This is a genomic window from Azospirillum aestuarii (assembly GCF_016632405.1).
Lineage (GTDB): Bacteria > Pseudomonadota > Alphaproteobacteria > Azospirillales > Azospirillaceae > Azospirillum > Azospirillum aestuarii.
The window spans coordinates 98,861-115,205 of sequence record NZ_JAEPIV010000006.1; the positions used below are offsets into that span (position 1 = coordinate 98,861).

Annotated in this window: 15 protein-coding genes; 4 read left to right on the forward strand and 11 right to left on the reverse strand. The window is 69.8% G+C overall.

Features of this window, described 5'->3' with window-relative positions:
• Nucleotides 1-32 precede the first annotated feature (32 nt).
• The 4 genes from folP to egtB all read right to left on the reverse strand — a co-directional run bounded on the left by folP (nt 33) and on the right by egtB (nt 4,081).
• Nucleotides 33-1,193 (reverse strand): dihydropteroate synthase, encoded by a 1,161-nt coding sequence (gene folP / locus JJL56_RS14085; protein ID WP_200485446.1) that lies wholly within the window; start codon nt 1,191-1,193, stop codon nt 33-35.
• Nucleotides 1,194-1,312: 119 nt separating this feature from the next.
• Nucleotides 1,313-1,771 (reverse strand): hemerythrin domain-containing protein, encoded by a 459-nt coding sequence (locus tag JJL56_RS14090; RefSeq protein ID WP_145625720.1) that lies wholly within the window; start codon nt 1,769-1,771, stop codon nt 1,313-1,315.
• 79 nt (nt 1,772-1,850) lie between these two features.
• Complete coding sequence (gene egtD / locus JJL56_RS14095; protein ID WP_200485447.1) at nt 1,851-2,825, reverse strand: L-histidine N(alpha)-methyltransferase; 975 nt, start codon at nt 2,823-2,825, stop codon at nt 1,851-1,853.
• Nucleotides 2,825-4,081 (reverse strand): ergothioneine biosynthesis protein EgtB, encoded by a 1,257-nt coding sequence (gene egtB, locus JJL56_RS14100; RefSeq protein ID WP_200485448.1) that lies wholly within the window; start codon nt 4,079-4,081, stop codon nt 2,825-2,827. The genes egtD and egtB overlap by 1 nt, the downstream gene beginning before the upstream one ends.
• A 180-nt stretch (nt 4,082-4,261) precedes the next feature.
• Between egtB and JJL56_RS14105 the strand changes: the two genes are divergently transcribed.
• Nucleotides 4,262-5,443: an SDR family oxidoreductase gene (locus JJL56_RS14105; protein WP_145625717.1), complete on the forward strand. Its 1,182-nt coding sequence runs from the start codon at nt 4,262-4,264 to the stop codon at nt 5,441-5,443.
• 6 nt (nt 5,444-5,449) lie between these two features.
• Here the strand turns inward: JJL56_RS14105 and JJL56_RS14110 are convergent, their stop codons facing one another.
• The 4 genes from JJL56_RS14110 to JJL56_RS14125 form a co-directional block, all read right to left on the reverse strand.
• Nucleotides 5,450-8,173, reverse strand: a complete 2,724-nt coding sequence (locus tag JJL56_RS14110; RefSeq protein WP_200485449.1) for a bifunctional diguanylate cyclase/phosphodiesterase — start codon at nt 8,171-8,173, stop codon at nt 5,450-5,452.
• 240 nt (nt 8,174-8,413) lie between these two features.
• On the reverse strand, nt 8,414-8,920 hold the full coding sequence (locus JJL56_RS14115; RefSeq protein WP_145625715.1) for a hypothetical protein: 507 nt from the start codon (nt 8,918-8,920) through the stop codon (nt 8,414-8,416).
• 86 nt (nt 8,921-9,006) lie between these two features.
• A complete protein-coding gene (locus JJL56_RS14120) occupies nt 9,007-10,614 on the reverse strand; it encodes an MBL fold metallo-hydrolase (protein WP_200485450.1) in 1,608 nt (535 codons plus the stop codon).
• Between the two features lie 77 nt (nt 10,615-10,691).
• On the reverse strand, nt 10,692-11,585 hold the full coding sequence (locus JJL56_RS14125) for a ribose-phosphate diphosphokinase (protein ID WP_200485451.1): 894 nt from the start codon (nt 11,583-11,585) through the stop codon (nt 10,692-10,694).
• Between the two features lie 187 nt (nt 11,586-11,772).
• Here JJL56_RS14125 and JJL56_RS14130 point away from each other — a divergent pair, with 187 nt between their 5' ends.
• Together JJL56_RS14130 and JJL56_RS14135 are read left to right on the forward strand one after the other, a co-directional pair.
• Entirely contained in the window at nt 11,773-12,675 is a 903-nt protein-coding gene (locus JJL56_RS14130) for a GGDEF domain-containing response regulator (RefSeq protein ID WP_186452911.1), read from the forward strand.
• Nucleotides 12,676-12,742: 67 nt separating this feature from the next.
• A complete protein-coding gene (locus JJL56_RS14135; protein WP_200485452.1) occupies nt 12,743-13,294 on the forward strand; it encodes an NUDIX hydrolase in 552 nt (183 codons plus the stop codon).
• A 16-nt stretch (nt 13,295-13,310) separates the two neighbouring features.
• On the opposite strand, the gene JJL56_RS14140 is transcribed toward JJL56_RS14135, so the two are convergent.
• Together JJL56_RS14140 and JJL56_RS14145 are read right to left on the reverse strand one after the other, a co-directional pair.
• Nucleotides 13,311-13,907 (reverse strand): hypothetical protein, encoded by a 597-nt coding sequence (locus JJL56_RS14140; protein ID WP_145625710.1) that lies wholly within the window; start codon nt 13,905-13,907, stop codon nt 13,311-13,313.
• A 68-nt stretch (nt 13,908-13,975) separates the two neighbouring features.
• Nucleotides 13,976-14,455 carry a hypothetical protein gene (locus JJL56_RS14145; protein ID WP_145625709.1) on the reverse strand — a complete coding sequence of 160 codons (480 nt, stop codon included), beginning with the start codon at nt 14,453-14,455 and terminating at the stop codon, nt 13,976-13,978.
• A 279-nt stretch (nt 14,456-14,734) separates the two neighbouring features.
• On the opposite strand from JJL56_RS14145, the gene JJL56_RS14150 reads away from it, so the two are divergent.
• Nucleotides 14,735-15,145: a hypothetical protein gene (locus JJL56_RS14150; protein WP_145625708.1), complete on the forward strand. Its 411-nt coding sequence runs from the start codon at nt 14,735-14,737 to the stop codon at nt 15,143-15,145.
• A 79-nt stretch (nt 15,146-15,224) separates the two neighbouring features.
• Here JJL56_RS14150 and JJL56_RS14155 read toward each other — a convergent pair whose 3' ends face one another.
• Nucleotides 15,225-16,301 (reverse strand): BMP family ABC transporter substrate-binding protein, encoded by a 1,077-nt coding sequence (locus JJL56_RS14155; protein WP_200485503.1) that lies wholly within the window; start codon nt 16,299-16,301, stop codon nt 15,225-15,227.
• Nucleotides 16,302-16,345: the final 44 nt, after the last annotated feature.

Here is a 16,345-nt window from a genome sequence, read left to right on the forward strand (position 1 = left end):
GCAGACGCCAAAGGGTTACACGCGCGCCGCGATCACGGCATCCTTGCGGGATGGAGCCCCTCCCAGACGGCGCGCGCCTGGACCGTTTGGGGCACGTCATGGACACGCAGGATCTGCGCGCCCTGGTTCAGCGTTTCCAGCCCCCCGGCCAGCGAACCGGGCAGCCGCTCCTTTGGCGGCTCGCTTCGCGACAGTTTGCCGATCAGGGTCTTGCGCGACAGCCCGATCAGAATGGCGCAGCCCAACCCGTGATAGAGAGCGGTGTGGCGCAGGATGTCGAGGTTGTGCTCCACCGTCTTGCCGAAGCCGATGCCGGGATCGACGGCGATGCGCTCCAGCGGCACTCCGGCGGCGAGGCAGGCCTCCACCCGCTCCTCCAGCCAGTCGAAGACGTCGAGCGCCGCATCCTCATAGACCGGGTTCTGCTGCATGGTGCCGGGTTCGCCCCGCATGTGCATGACGACCACCGGGGCCGCCTTCTCCGCGACCAGCGGCAGCGCACCGGGATCGCGCAGCCCGGCCACGTCGTTGATCAGCGCCGCCCCGGCGTCGAGCGCCGCGCGCATCACCCGCGCGTGCCGCGTGTCCACCGACACCACGGCGCCCTTGGCCGCGAAGTGACGGACGACCGGCAGGACGCGGGCCTCCTCCTCCTCGGGCGACACGGGGGCGGAGCCGGGACGGGTGGACTCGCCGCCGACGTCCAGCAGGTCGGCGCCGGCCTCCAGCATCGCCTCGCCATGGGCGATGGCCGCCGCGGCGTCGAAGAAGTCGCCGCCGTCGGAAAAGCTGTCCGGCGTCACATTGACGATGGCCATGATGCGGGGGCGCCCGAGGTCCAGCCCGGCGAACGGCGCCCGCCCACGGGTCAGCGCACCCAGCCGCTTGTCCAGGCTCTGCGCGACGGCGGTTCCCCGCTCCCACCCCCAGGCCATGACCTCGGTCAGCGGCGCGAAGGCCCGTTCGATCCTCGCCCCCTGCCGGACGATCAGTTCGGCGGTTGAAAAGGAGAAGCGCCCGCCGGCCAGCGGCACCGCCGCGCCGGCGCTCCAGGCGGCGATGGGCAGCAGCCCGACCGGCCTCAGATAGACGCGGACCCCGCCCTCCCCCGCCCAGGGCGCAAAGGAGGCGAGCGAACCGGCGGCTGACTTCGGGGCGGGCTTGGTGATCGGGGTCTTGGTGATCGGGGGCATGGCGGCGGTTCGTGCAGCGGAACGGAAGACCGCAGCCTGTCACGGCGGGAAGCCCCGGCGCAAGAGACTGCGGTCCACCGTTTCACCGGAAAGCCATCGCGTTTGGCGTTACGCGCTTGTCATGCGCTCTTGGGCAGCGGGGCCAGGGCGGCCAGCATCTGCTTCTTGCGCTCCCCGTAGATGCTGCCGAGTTCCTCGGCGCGCTTGTCGTCGAGCGCCTTCTTGGCCTCCTCGAACAGCTCCTCCTCCTCCTCGTCGAGGTGGTGGCGGGTGACCTCGCCCAGCACCTGGAGCTTGGCCTTCCAGGCGGTGCTGTCGGCGGGCATGGCGTTCAGCTCGTCGAGGAAGCCGTTGATGATGTGGTGCTCGTTCAGGCCCTCGGTGGTCTCCTGCCTGGTGTTCTTGGCCTTGGACAGCGACTGGTAGAAGACGGCCTCCTCGATCTTGCCGTGCGCCCACAGCTCGCGCTGCAGATCCTCATAGGCGGCGCGCCCGTCGCCGTCCGCCTTCTCGGCCGCGTCGAGCAGGCGGCGGATGGTGTCATGGTCCTGCTTGATCCGGTCGAAGATGCTGGTCATCGGTCCTGTCCCGTTGTTGCGATGTCTCGACGGGACTCAACCCTGACCCCGATCCCGGTGTTCCCGGTACCAAACGGGGTCAGCCATGCCGAACCATCCAGTGCAGGCTGAACAGCCGGTCCTCGTCGGTCCAACTCCGCTCCGTGCGCCAACCGGCGCGGGCGGCGAGGCGGCGGAAGCCGGGTACCGAGTATTTGTAGGAATTCTCGGTGTGGATCGTCTCGCCGCGGGCGAAGCGGATGGCGTGGCCGGCGATGCGGACGGTCTGGTCGTCCAGGCTGCGCAGATGCATCTCGATCCGCCCGCGCGCGGTGTCGTAGCGGGCGACATGGGCGAAGCAGTCCAGGTCGAAGGTGCCGTCCAATTCGCGGTTGATGCGGGCGAGCAGGTTCATGTTGAAGGCGGCGGTCACCCCGCGGGCGTCATCGTAGGCGGCCTCCAGCACCGCCGGGTCCTTGCGCAGGTCCACCCCGATCAGCAGCCGCGCCCCGGACCCCAGCCGCCGCCCGAGACCGTTCAGGAAGGTCATCGCCTCGGCGGGCCGGAAATTGCCGATGGTGCTGCCGGGGAAGAAGGCCATCGTCCGCTCCGGCGCGACGCCCCGCGGCAGGGCGAAGCCCCGCACATAATCGGCGGCCACCGGCACCACCGTCACCGCCGGGTAGTCTCCGGCCAGCCGGGCGGCGGCGGCGATCAGATGGTCGCGGCTGATGTCCACCGGCACATACATGGCCGGCGCGTCCAGCGCGTCGAGCAGGATACGCACCTTGACACTCGACCCGCTGCCCAGCTCCACCAGGGTGGCGCCGCGCCCGGCAAGAGCGGCAATCTCATCGGCTCGGTTGTGCAGCAGCGCGGTCTCGGTCCGCGTCGGGTAATATTCGTCGAGCGTGCAGATGGCGTCGAACAGGGCCGAGCCCTCGGCGTCATAGAAGTACTTGCAGGGGAGGCTCTTGTCCGGGCGGGACAGGCCCTCCAGCACGTCGGACAGGAACACGTCGTCCGGCACCGGCCCCTGCGCCGGAAGGGCGCGGGCGGCGGAAATTGCGGTCATCAGGCGTCCTCCGCGAGGCGCACGCCGCTGAACATCCAGCGTTGGTGCGGATAGAAGAAATTCCGGTAGGTGGCGCGGGCGTGGCCGTCCGGCGTGGCGCAGCATCCGCCGCGCAACACATACTGGTTGGCCATGAACTTGCCGTTGTATTCGCCGACCGCCCCGACGGCGGGACGGAAGCCGGGATAGCCGCTGTAGGCGCTGGCCGTCCATTCCCAGACATCCCCGAACATCTGGACAAGCCCCTCGCCCTCCCCGGCGGCCACCGGGCGCAGCAGGCCGCTGCCCAGCGTGTTGCCGGTGGGTGAAAGCCCGGCGGCGGCGGTTTCCCATTCGGCCTCCGTCGGCAGGCGCTTGCCGGCCCAGCGGGCGAAGGCGTCGGCCTCGTAGAAGCCGACGTGGCAGACCGGGGCGTCCTCGTCCAGCGGATGCTCGCCCAACAGGGTGAACTCCCGCCAGCCGCCGTCCTCGCCGCGCCGCCAATAGGCCGGCGCCTCCCACCCCTCGGCGTTGACCGTGGCCCAGCCGTCGGACAGCCAGAGCGCCGGGTTGCGATAGCCGCCGTCCTCGACGAAGGCCCGCCACTCCCCATTGGTCACCGCGCGGGAGAACAGCCGGAAGGGGCGCAGCAGTACCTCGTGCCGCGGCCCCTCGTTGTCGAAGGCGAAGCCCTCGCCGCCGTGGCCGACCGCGACGATCCCGCCGTCCACCGCGATCCAGCGCCCCTCATGGGCGGGGCCGCGCAAGGCCGGGCGATAGGGCCGGTAGGCCGGCGCGACCGGGTTGCAGGAGAACAGGTGCAGCAGGTCCATCAGGATCAGCTCCTGATGCTGCTCCTCATGGGAGAGGCCGAGCGTCGCCAGCGGGGCCAGCCGCTCGGCGTCGGCTCGCTCCAGCAGGGTCAGCATGGCAGCGTCGACATGGTCGCGGTAGGCCGCCACCTCGGCCACGCCAGGCCGTGTCAACAGGCCGCGCCGGGGCCGCGGATGGCGGGCGCCGATGGCCTCGTAATAGGAGTTGAAGAGGTAGCCGAAGGCCGGATCGAAGGGCCGGTAGCCCGGCAGATTCGGGATCAGCAGAAAGGTTTCAAAGAACCACGTCGTGTGGGCCAGATGCCATTTGACCGGGCTGGCGTCCGGCATGGACTGCACCACCTGATCCTCCGGCGACAACCCGCGGGCCAGTTCCGCCGAGGTGGCGCGCACCCGGCGGAAACGGTCGGCGAGTCCGCCGGCTTTGGCGGCTGTTTTGAGCATGGGCGATGTTTCCTCCCCCGCCTGACAGGTCCCGGTAAAGCTGTGCCGCTTCATCGGGCCGCCAACCCTCCTTTCGGAGTGGCCCGGACGCACCGCCCGGCGGCAACGCTCCGCCGAACCGCCTGTTCACAGCGGATGACGCCCCGATTCCGACAATCGAACGATGGAGGAAGGAGACCCATGCAACCGCGGCTCAAACCCATAGACGAGCAGGTGATCGTCATCACCGGCGCGTCGAGCGGCATCGGGCTGGTCACCGCCCGCATGGCCGCCCGGCAGGGCGCCAAGATCGTTCTGGTCGCCCGCGACCGCGACGCGCTCGCCCAGGCGGCGGAGGACATCCGCGCCGCGGGCGGGGACGCGATCCACTGCGTCGCCGACGTGGCCGACCCCGACGCCCTGCGGCGGGTAGCCGACGCGGCGGTCCGCAGCTACGGCCGAATCGATACCTGGGTGAACAACGCCGGCGTGGCGATCATCGGCAAGCTCCTGGACACCGCTCCGGACGACCACCGCCGCCTGTTCGAGACGAACTACTGGGGCGTGGTCAACGGCTCGCTGGCGGCCATCCCGCACCTGCGGCGGAACGGCGGGGCGCTGATCAACATCGGCAGCGTGCTGTCCGACCGCGCCATTCCGCTCCAGGGCGCCTATGTCGCCACCAAGCACGCCGTGAAGGGCTTCACCGACGCGCTGCGCATGGAGCTGGAGGCCGAAGGCCTGCCCATCTCGGTCAGCCTGATCAAGCCGGCGGCCGTCGACAGCCTGTACGAGGACCACGCCCTGAACCTGATGGAGGTGGAGCCGAGCAACCCGCCCCCGGTCTACGCGCCGGAAGTCGTGGCGAAGGCCATCCTGCATTGCGCCCGCCGCCCGATGCGCGATCTCTATGTCGGCGGCGGCGCCAAGCTGTTCGCGCTGGCGGAAACCTTCGCGCCGCGGCTCACCGACCGGATCATGGAACGGACCCTGCCGCGCGTCATCCGTTCCGGCGGGCCGCTCCGCCCGCGCAACGACGCCCTGCACAGCCACGGCGACGACGGGCGGGAGCGCGCCGGCCGGCACCGCTTCGTGCGCGAAACCAGCCTCTACACCGAGGCCCGGATGCACCCCTGGATCACCGCCGCGGTGGTCGCCGGTTTCGGCGTGCTGGCCGGGGCGGCGGTGGCGCGCGGCTGGGTGCGGGACGACGGCGGGTACGATGGCGGGTACGGTAGCGACGAAGCGTCCGGGCTGAACCGCCACCGCCTCTCGATGCGCCGGCAACAGGACCGGATGGACGAGGAGCGGCGCACCATCGGCCACAACGCCAAGCCGGCGTGGCAGGCCGCGGAAGAGGGGGTGGTGACCTTCCCGCGCTGACCGCCGCTACACCGGCTCCCTCGCCATCGGCTCCGCTGTCGAGGCTTGATGGCCACGGGCGGCACGCAGCGCCAGGATTGGCTCCAACTCCTCCGCCAGGACCGGGCGGCTGAACAGGTAGCCCTGGAAGCTCTCGCATTTCAGGCTGCGCAGGAGCTGGAGCTGCGCCTCCGTCTCCACCCCCTCGGCGACCACCGACAGGCCGAGGCTGCGGCCCAGCCCGACGATGGCCCGCGGGATGGAGTCGCCGGCCCCGTCCTGCTCGAGATCGTGGATGAAGGAGCGGTCGATCTTCAGTTTGTCGATCGGGAAGCGGTGCAGGTAGTTGAGCGAGGAGTAGCCGGTGCCGAAATCGTCCAGCGCGATCAGGCACCCGCGCTGCTTCAGCGCGCGCAGCGTCGCGATGGCCGAGGGAACGTCGTCGATCAGGGTGCCCTCGGTCACCTCGATTTCCAGCTCCCACCCCTGGAGGCCATTGCGGTCGAGCGCCGCGGCCACCTTGGCGGGAAGCTGCCCGTCGCGGAACTGCTGGGCGGAGACGTTGACGGCGATCGGCACCGTCAGGCCGATCTGGTCGCGCCAGCGGCGGACCTGGGCGCACACCTCGTCCAGCACCCAGTCGCCGATGGCCTGGATCAGGCCGGTTTCCTCGGCCACCGGCAGGAAGCGGTTGGGCATGATGAGGCCGGCTTCCGGGTGGCGCCAGCGCAGCAGCGCCTCCACCCCGACCACGAGGTCGTCGGAAATGCGCAGCTGCGGCTGGTAGACCAGGAACAGTTCCCCGTTTTGCAGAGCCCGCCGCAGCGCCGCCTCCAGATCCAGACGTTCACGGGACCGCGCGCCCATCTCGCGCGTGACGAAGCGGTAGGCGTTCCGCCCGGCGTCCTTGGCGTTGTACATCGCGATGTCGGCGCAGCGGATCAGCCCCTCGGCATCCTCCGCGTCGTCGGGAAACAGGCTGATGCCGATGCTCGGCGACACCACGAAGTTCCGCCCGCCGATGGCGAAGGGCGCGGCGAGTTGCGCCAGCACCTTGTCCGCCACCGCGGCGGCCTCCGCGGCCTTCCGGGTGGTCGGAATGACGATCAGGAACTCGTCGCCGCCCAGCCGGCCCACCGTGTCCGTCGGCCGCATCCCGCCGTGCAGCCGCCGCGCCACCGACCGCAGCACCTCGTCGCCGAAGGAGTGGCCCAGGCTGTCGTTGATGACCTTGAAGTGATCCAGATCGATGAACAGAACGGCGACCTTGCCGCCGTTACGTCGCGCCTCCCGCGTGGCCAGGGCGATGCGGTCGAACAGCAGGACGCGGTTGGGCAGGCCGGTCAGCGGATCGTAATGGGCCAGATAGTGGATGTGCTGCTCGGCCCGCCGCTTGTCGCCGATATCCTCCACGAAGGCCATGACGAAGGGCGGATCGCCGGGGGTGGACACCGGCTGGAGGTGGAGGGAGAAATGGCTGTGCCGGCCGCCGGCCAGAAGCAGCCGTTCGACCTCCAGCCGCACGCTCTCCCCGGCGATGGCGGAGTCGATGGCGGCGATCACCGCCGGGTCCTGGGCGCGCAGCCTCGTGTCGACTCCGATCAGCCCGTCGCGCCCCACCCCGACCGCACGGGCGAAGGCCGGGTTGCAGTCGGTGATCTTGGCATCCGGCCCGATGAGGGCGATGCCCAGCGGCGCCTGGTTGAACAGCAGGTCCAGCTCCGTCTCGCGACGGCGCAGCGAGGCGGTGATGCGCCGGGCGATCACCAGCGCCCGGTCGCGCGTCGCGGCCAGCGCCCACAACAGGGTGGACAGCAGAACGCTGAGCGACAGCCCCGTCGCCAGGACCAGCGTCGGCTTCCAGCTGTCCACCCCATCCTCGAAGCTCGAACGGCTTTCGTACTGGACCGACCAGACGCGGCTGCCCAGGGCGACGTCCCGGCTCGCGGTCAGCAATGGCTGCTCCGGCGGCTCCGGGCGGCTGCGGTAGAGCGGAAATTCCCGGTACCCTTCGAACACCGTCGCGGCGATGTCGTTCATCCGTCCGAACACGGATTCGGCCAGCGGAGCGACGTGGATCGGGGTCATCACCACCCCGGCGAGGGTGGCCCGCCGCTGCTCTTGCGTGGCGGGGCTCAGCCCGTCGCGGTAGACGGCCTGGAACACGATGAAGGCGGGCGGCGAGGATTCACCCTCGTCGAGCCGCAGGGCGACGGCGCGGGTGACCGCCGGCTCGCCGCTGTCCCGCGCCTGCTCCGCAGCGGCGCGTCGGGTTGGCTCCGACAGCAGGTCGTAGCCGAGCGTGCGCAGGGTGCGTTCGTTGACCGGGGCGGCGTAGAGGGTGACGAGCCGGACCGGGCCGGTCGCCTCCGGCCAGATCCGGAAGTTTCGCAGCCCGTCCATCCGGGCTTCCGTCACCATCTCCGGTCCCGTCCATTGATCGGCGACCCGCGCGAACGCGACGGCGGTGATGCCCGGGAAGCGCTCCCCAAGGTGCAACCCGTCCACGAAGCGGTTCCATTCCGCGCGTTTCACCTCCGGATAGGCGGTGAACAGGGCGGCGGCGGAGCGCGTCACCTGAACATAGACCTGGATCTGGTTCTCGAACCGGCGGTGCAATTCCTCCACCCGCAGGGCGAAGCGGCTTTCGGCGTCCGCGGCGACGCGCTGCCGGGTGTCGTGCCAAGCCAAGGCGGTCAGCAGAAGCGCGGCCAGCAGGGCCAGCAGGGGAAGGCGCTTCGGAACAGCCATCGAATCCGCGGCGGACCCGCTGGGCGCGAGGTCGATCGGATCGGGGCTTGAAGACCTCTGCATGGCCGTACCGAGCTGCCTGTCACGCCGCTGCGGCGCCTTTCCGGGGCGCCCCTGCCGTCCGCCGACCACCCGGAACCCGCCGGAGGAAACGACGCGCGTCGGTAGACCTTAACCAGAATGCGGCCGTGCGAAAAGCGTATAAATATTTCCGCAATCGCCCTTGGCGTGCGGGGTTGTTCAAAACTCCTGCAGAACCTTGGGGCTGTTTTCCAGAAGCGTCTCGATCATGCCCAGGATCTGCTCGATCTTCGTGCGGGTGGCGTCCAGTTCGTCGGCGGTCTTGTCGTCGATGCCCGCTTCCATCAGCATCATGTCGAAGGCGTTCAGCGTTTCCGAAAAGGCCTTCTGCTCCGCCTGAAGGACGTCGAAGGCGCCGAGCGAGCTGGTCAGCGCCAAGGGCGGATCGCTGACGAAGGCGTAACTGATGTCGGTGAAATGGGCGATGGCGGTCAGCTTCTGCCGGATCACCCATTGCGGAAAGTTGGACGGCAGTTCGTTCCCCGCTTCCTGCAAGCGTTCCTGGATCGAAAAGACCAGCCCCTGGATGTCCAGATACGCGTTCCGGATCTCCCGGAAATGGGGAAAGGTCTTGGGCTTGCCGGCGTTGCGAACACGGCCCAGCCGGGCGTTGTCGTCGGTCAGCTTCCGCGCCATCTGGACCACGATGTTCGCCACCTTCCCCATCGTCCCGCCATCCCTTTGTTGCGCGGCCGTCACCGATCTGCCATCGCCGATCTATAGCATGCGCCACCCGTCCGAGGGCAGGCCGATCAGCCCACCGGCGGCCCCTCGGCCTGCGGCAGGCGGTCGCCCATCCCACGGAGCAGCGCCTCGCGCGCCGCGTCGTCGGGTGCCGCGTCCAGCGCCCGGTGCAGGTCCAGCAGGAAGGCGGCGTAGCGGTTGTGCCAGTCCCGCCCGGCGGCCACGGCCTCCGGCTCCAGCCGCGGCGGACCGTCCTGGGCCATCGCCGGCGTGCGCGCCGGGGTGGCGGCGGTCAAGTCGGCGACCTCATCCAGTTCGGGCAGGCGGATCAGCGCCGGGTCCCAGCCGCGGCGGACCAGGGCGTCGCGCAGGCCGGCGCGGGCTTCCTCCTCGCCATGCACCAGAAACAGGCCGCGCCGCACGCCCTGCCGCGCCGCCACCCAGGCCAGCAGGCTGCTGCGGTCGGCGTGGCCGGAATAGACGTCCAGCGACCGGATGTGAGCGCGCACGGCGATCTCCTCGCCATGGATGCGGACGTTCGCCGCCCCCTGCTGCAACAGATGGCCCAGCGTGCCCGGCGCCTGGTAACCGACCAGCAGGACCGTGTCCTCCGGGCGCCACAGATGGTTCTTCAGGTGGTGGCGAATGCGCCCGGCGTCGCACATGCCGCTGGCCGCCATGATGATGGCGCCGCCCTTCAGCGCATTCAGCTTCTGGCTTTCCGCGACGGAGCGCACACGGTGCAGGTTGGTCCGGGCGAAGGGGTCGCCGTCGGTGCCGAGATCGCCCAGGTGACGGCGGAACACACCGGTGACCGCGTCGGCCAGCGGCGAGTCGAGGAAGACGTCGACCATGGGGATCTCGCCGCGGTCGAACAGCCGGTGCAGGTCGTAGAGAAGCTCCTGCGTGCGCTCCACCGCGAAGGCCGGGATCAGCAGCGTGCCGCCTGCGGCGAGCGCCGCCCGCACCTCGTCGCGCAGCAGGGCCTGCCGCTCGGCCTCGCCCATCTCGACCCGCTCGCGGTTGCCGTAGGTGGTCTCCAGCACCATCCAGTCGGGCCGCGGCGGCCCCTCCGCGTCGGCGTGGAAGGACTTGCCACCCGGCCCGAGGTCGCCGGAGAACAGGATGGTCTCCGCCGTCCCGCCGCGCGTCACCTCCAGCTCCACCGACGCCGAGCCGAGGATGTGCCCGGCCTGCCAGAAGCGGGCGCGGATGCCGGGCAGCACCTTCACCCACTCCCCGTAATCGACCGCGTGCAGGCGGCGGATGGCCGCCTGGGCGTCGGCCTGGGTGTAGATCGGCTCCACCGCCGGGCGCCCGCGCTGGCGGTTGCGGCGGTTCAACCGCTCCACCTCCGTCTCCTGGATGTAGCCGCTGTCGGGCAGCATGTAGGCCAGCAGGTCGGCGGTGCCGGCGGTCGCGTGCACCCGCCCCTTGAAGCCCTGGCGGACCAGCTTCGGCAGCAGGCCGGAATGGTCGATGTGCGCGTGGGTCAGCAGCACCGCCTTCACGGCGGAGGGCTTGAAGGGAAAGGGCCGGTAGTTCAGCTCCTTGACCGTCTTGGTGCCCTGGAACAGGCCGCAGTCGATCAGCAGGTCGCCGTCGCCGGTGCGGATGCGGAAGCAGGAGCCGGTGACCGTGCCGACGGCGCCGTGGAAGGTAAGGGACAGTGTCATGGCGAAACCCCGCCTTGTTGTGCCCTGTCCCTCCATCCTGCCTGACGAAGGGTTACCGGCCCGTCAACAGGACGCCGTCAACAGGGTGCCAGCAGCGCGTCGGCGATCAGCCGGGCGAGCGGCAGGGCGTTGCTGGGGTGGGGAACCCCGTCGCAGGACAGCGGCGTGCCGAGCCCTTCCGCCTCGAAGCGGGCAGCCACCGCGGCATCGAACAGGGCGTGGACTCCGAACACCCGGACCGACGCCGCCCCGGCGGCCCGCGCCGTCCGCGCGCAGGAGAAGATGGTCTCGCCGGAGCTGATGACGTCGTCGACGATCACCACGGGCCGCCCGGCCAGCGGCGCGCCGTCGGGCAGCGTCACCGTCACGTCGCGGTCGCCGCGCCGCTCCTTCCGCCCGACCAGGGCGGTGAGGCCGAGCGGTCCGGCCACCGCCTCGACCAGCGGGGCGGCCTCCTCGTCCGGGCCGACGATGACGGTATCCGACGCCGTCCCGTCACGGCGCAGCCGCTCGGCGATGGCCCCGGCGCCGCTGAGGCAGACGGAGGGGCGCCCGACGAACACCGCGTCCAGCGTGTGGGTGCGGTGCAGATGCGGCTCCACGCAGACGAAGCGGTCGAACAGCCGGCCAAGCCAATCCCCGACCACCGTCTGGCTCACCGGCTCGCCGGGGCGGAACACCGCGTCCTGGCGCATGTAGGCCATGTAGGGGGCGACGAGGCACAGCTCCGTGGCGCCCTGGCGGCGCAGGACGGAGGCGGCCAGCGTCAGTTCCACCAGCTTGTCGTTCGGACGGTCGAGCGAGCGGTAGACCACGGCCCGCTCCACCGGTTCCGGCAGACGGACGAGGCTTTCCCCGTCGGGGAAGCGGTGCAGTTCGGCGATGTGGCAGGGAACGTTCAGAGCCTCGGCCAGACGCCGCGCGCCGGCGGCCGATTCCGGAAATCCGTAGACGCCCGTATAGCGGGCCATGCTGTTCCCTCTTGCGTTGCGCGCCCGGACAAGGGCGCCCCGTTCGGCCCATACTATGCCGCAAGGGTCGCATCGGGGCGACCACGACCTTTGGCGCAACGTTACCGAGAAGGCGATAGGACGGCAGGAACAGACGCTTGGAAATGACGCCGCGGACGTCCGCTGCTCATTGACCGCAGACAAAGGGATGATGCAGTTTCCCGCCATGCGCGTGCTTATCGCCGACGATACGGTCCTGATGCGCACCATGCTTTCGGAGCAGGTGGCGTCCTACGGGCATGATGTGATCCTGGCCAAGGATGGCCGGGAAGCGCTGGAGCGCGCCCAGGCCGAACCCTTCGACATCGCCATCATCGACTGGGAGATGCCGTGGCTGTCGGGGCTGGAAGTGTGCTGGCATCTGAAAGCCGATCCGCGCACCGCCTACAGCTACCTCATCCTGATGACGTCCCATGACGAACCTTTCTACGAAATGGAGGCGCTGGACGCCGGGGCGGACGACTTCATCCACAAGCCGGTCAACCGCGCCCACCTGAAGGCGCGGCTGAAGGCGGGCGGCCGGATCACCGAAATGCACCGGCTGCTGGTCGCGCAGGCGCAGACCGACCCGCTGACCGGAGTCGCCAACCGGCGCGCCCTTCTGGAGCGTGCGGGCGAGGAGATCCGGCGGGCGCTGCGGTCGCGGCAGCCCCTGTCCCTGCTGATCGCCGACATCGACCATTTCAAGCGCATCAACGACAGCCGCGGCCACGCCGCCGGCGACGAGGCCCTGCAGCGTTTCGTCAAGACGTTGGACGGCGCCCTGCGCCCCGGCGACCTGATCGGGCGGTACGGCGGGGAGGAGTTCGTGGTCCTGCTCCCCAACACCGCGTTGGCGGACGCGTCGGCCGTGGCGGAGCGCTTGCGCCAGCGCGTCGCCGCGCAGGAAATGGGGCCGAACAGCGATTCCTTCCGCATGACCGCCAGCTTCGGCGTCGCCGCCGTGATGCCGGAGGCGCCCGGCGGCATCGACGAGGCGCTCCGGGTGGCCGACGCCGCGCTCTATCGGGCGAAGGCCGAAGGGCGCAATCGCGTGGTCCCCGCTCCTTAGACCGTTCACATCACGCCTCGCCCACCCGTCTCCCGCAGCGAAGCCAACGGGATGCGGGGGAGAGGCGATGCGCCATGTCCATGTGGCGTTTCTGGAGGGGACCAAGGTCCTGATCGTCCGGCGGCGCGAGGTCAGCACCTGGTGGGGCCGCGGCCCGGCGGAGCCGCGGGTCGTTGACGCCGCAGGCCAATGGGCGGTTCCCGGCGGCGGCTACGAGAGCGTCACCAGCCCCCTCGCGGCGCTCCAGCGCCTGTTCCACGAACAGACCGGACTTGCCTTCCCCGACGGCCGTACGGCGGAACCCTGGCGCCCCACCTCACGAAGCTTCACGCTGTATTTCGTCCCGGTGACCGGGCTGGAGTCGCTGGCCTCCTCGATCAATCTGCGGGTCGCGCCATCCGCCGTCACTCCCGGACGCCCGGCGGGCGGCGCCATCGTGAATTGGGAACTGTCCTCGGCTCACATCGTGCCGCTCGCCAAGGTGGTCGCGCATCTCGGCGTGCGGCAGCCGGTGTCGCACGAGAACCAGCTCGCCATCACCCGGCAGGCGATGCGCTCCCCCTCCTCCCAGTCGATCGAGCGCTACGCGACCATGGCCGCGATCATCGCCCTGCACTGAGTCCGTCCCGGTAACCTCAGCCCTTGCTCTCGCCCGGCGGGGTGCGGACGGCGGTGGCGGCGAGATACTGGGCCGCCGTGCGCAGCAGGAACTCTGCCACCGCCATGTCGCCCAGGTCGCGGTCGGGGCCGCCCAGCCGGTGGCGGCGGTCGGCGTCGATCAGGCCGGTGGCGATCACCTGCGCGGTCAGCCACGCCCGCTGGTCGGCGTCCGGCACGCCGGCCATGCGCTCCAACATCTCGTTGCAGGCGTGGTCGATCGTCCCCAGGCCGGGCCGGTCGGACGACAGGTAGCTGGTTTCGTTCTGCGGCGCCGGCTCCCCGACGTAGGAGCGGGCGAGCAGCGCCGTCTCCAGGGTCAGGCGGAAGGCGGTGCGGCGCGGCCGACCCTTCCGCCGCAGGCGCAGCGCCATCATGGTGAAGAGCTGGGCCACCGCCTCCACCCGCTCCGCCGGCACCTCGTCGAGGATGTCGACGATCTCGGCGCTGACGGCGTTGCGCGGCGCCTTCTCGCCGGGCCGCACCACCGCGGTGGCGAAGACGGCGATCAGGGTGCGCAGGGCGTCGGCCTGCTCCACGGGAGAGATGCGGCCGATCTGGGCGGGGTCGAACATGGGGGCGCTCCGCTCTGGCTGAGAGGGATGGACAACTCCTCCCAGCAATGTTGGAACGCGAGGGGCGGTCAGGAATCCCCCTCCTTCGGGTCGATGGTCTCCGCCCGTCGGCTGATCAGCTGGTAGAGCCCAAGGCCCAGCACCATGAAGACGATGACCATCAGGAGGATGGCCGGATACACCATGTCGCTCATCTCCGAGGTCCGAGCCTCGAACACCAGCACCAGCCCTTCCAGACTGGCCGCGATGATGATGGTGGTCAGGAACTTGGTCAGGGTGCGCCGCGCCTCGTCGGCGTGGCGCAACTCGCGGTCGTGCTCCAGCTCCTCTTCATAGAGATACTTGGCGATCTCGAAGACGGCGATGGCCAGCACGATCATGCCCACCCCGTCCAGCAGTCCGTGCGTCGTCGCCTCGATGTCGAGGAGCAGAAGGCTGTGAAACACCGCATAGGCGGCCACGCCGATGAACACCAGGGCGAACAGCATCAACACGCCGGTCGCCAGCAAATAGATGACCTGCGACGCTTTCCGGAATCCGTTCCCCACGATGCGTTTCCCTTTCCGACGCGAGTGCCTGCCCTGCGCCTGACAACGCATTGTCCCGGCTTTCGGACCGCAGCCTTGCGGGTCACCCCGGAAGGGAGGGTGGAACCGGCGGCCCGGCGGGCGCGTTTGAAGTCAGGCAGCACAGGGGATTGTGCCTCCTCGACAGGCTCCGCCGCGCTCCCTGAAGCGGCGGAGCCTTTCTTTTCCTGCCCCTTGTCTTTTCCTGCCCCTTGCGTTTATGGCTGCGGTGCCGGACCACGCCGACCACGGAACCGCCCCATGCCCGAGACCCCGCCCCCCTCCGCCGAATCCCTGCACGCCCTGCTCGACCGCTACCTGCGCTGCCCGTCCGAGCCACTGCGCGGCGAACTGAACCAAGCTCTGACCGCTTTCCAATCGGCCTGGATACACGCCCGCGCCGGGCAGGATGCCCCGGCAGCGCCCGCGCCCGCCCCCGCCTCACTCGGCCGCGCCCCGGCGAAGCCGAAATTCCCGATCGCCGCCGCCGATCTGGCGGTGCTGGAAAGGATGGCCGAAGGCTGGGTCCCCACCGCGGCGGAGGTTCCCCGCTGGGTCTGGTTCGAGAACCGGGAGCTGGTGACGATGGAGCCCAACCCCGCCGGCAGCGGCCCGGAGGTGATGCGCCTCGCCCCCGCCGGCTGGGCTGCGCTGGGACGCCAGCCGGGCTGAAGAACGGCCGGCAAAGGAAGCGGACAACAAAAAAGGGAGGCTGAAGCCTCCCCTTTTCTCATTCGGCGACCGGCTCCGCTTACTTCGGAACCTTGCCCTGTACGCCCTCGACGTACCAGTCCATCTTCAGGATCTGCTCGTCGGTGGCATGCTTGCCCTCGGCGATCACGACCTTGCCGGACTGGTCCTTCACCGGGCCCTGGAAGGAGTGGCGCTTGCCTTCCATGATGTCGGTGCGGGTCTTTTCCGCCGCCGCGACGACGTCCGCCGGGAGCGCCGGGTTGTAGGGGGCCAGGAACAGCATGTGGTCCTTGAAACCGCCCCAGGTGTCCTGCGACTTCCAGGAACCGTCCAGCGCCGCCTTGACGCGGCCGACATAATACTCGCGCCAGTCGTCGACGATGGCGGTCAGATGCGCCTTCGGGCCGAAGCGGGTCATGTCGGAGGACTGGCCGAATACCCACAGGCCGCGCTCCTGCGCGACCTGGATGGCCGCCGGGCTGTCGGTGTGCAGCGAGATCACGTCGGCGCCCTGGTCGATCAGGGCCTTGGCGGCCTCGGCTTCCTTGCCGGGGTCGTACCAGCTGTTCACCCAGACCACGCGCACCTCGGCCTTGGGGTTCACCTCGCGCATGGCGATGGTGAAGGCGTTGATGCCGCTGATGACCTCGGGAATCGGGAAGGACCCGATGTAGCCGATGATGTTCGACTTGGTCATCTTGCCGGCGATCTGGCCGATGACCGTGCGGGCCTCGTAGAAGCGCGCGGAATAGGTGGCGACGTTGGCCGAGCGCTTGTAGCCGGTGGCATGCTCGAACTTCACGTCGGGATGGCGCTGCGCGACCTTCAGCGTCGGGTTCATGAAGCCGAAGGAGGTCGTGAAGATCAGCTTGTGGCCGGAGGAGGCGAGCTGCTCGATCACGCGCTCGGCGTCGGCGCCCTCGGGCACGTTCTCGACGAAGGTGGTGGTGACCTTGTCGCCCAACTCCTTCTCCACGGCCAGACGGCCCTGGTCGTGCTGGTAGCTGTAGCCGTGGTCGCTGATCGGACCGACATAGACGAAGCCGACCTTCATCTTCTCCTGCGCGTCGGCCGCGCCGACGCCCAGCGCCAGCATGGCGGCGCCGGTGGCCAGACCCATAAGGGCCTTGCCCATGGTCCTTCTGTTCACGTGTTTGCTCCCTGATCCAATTGATTGAG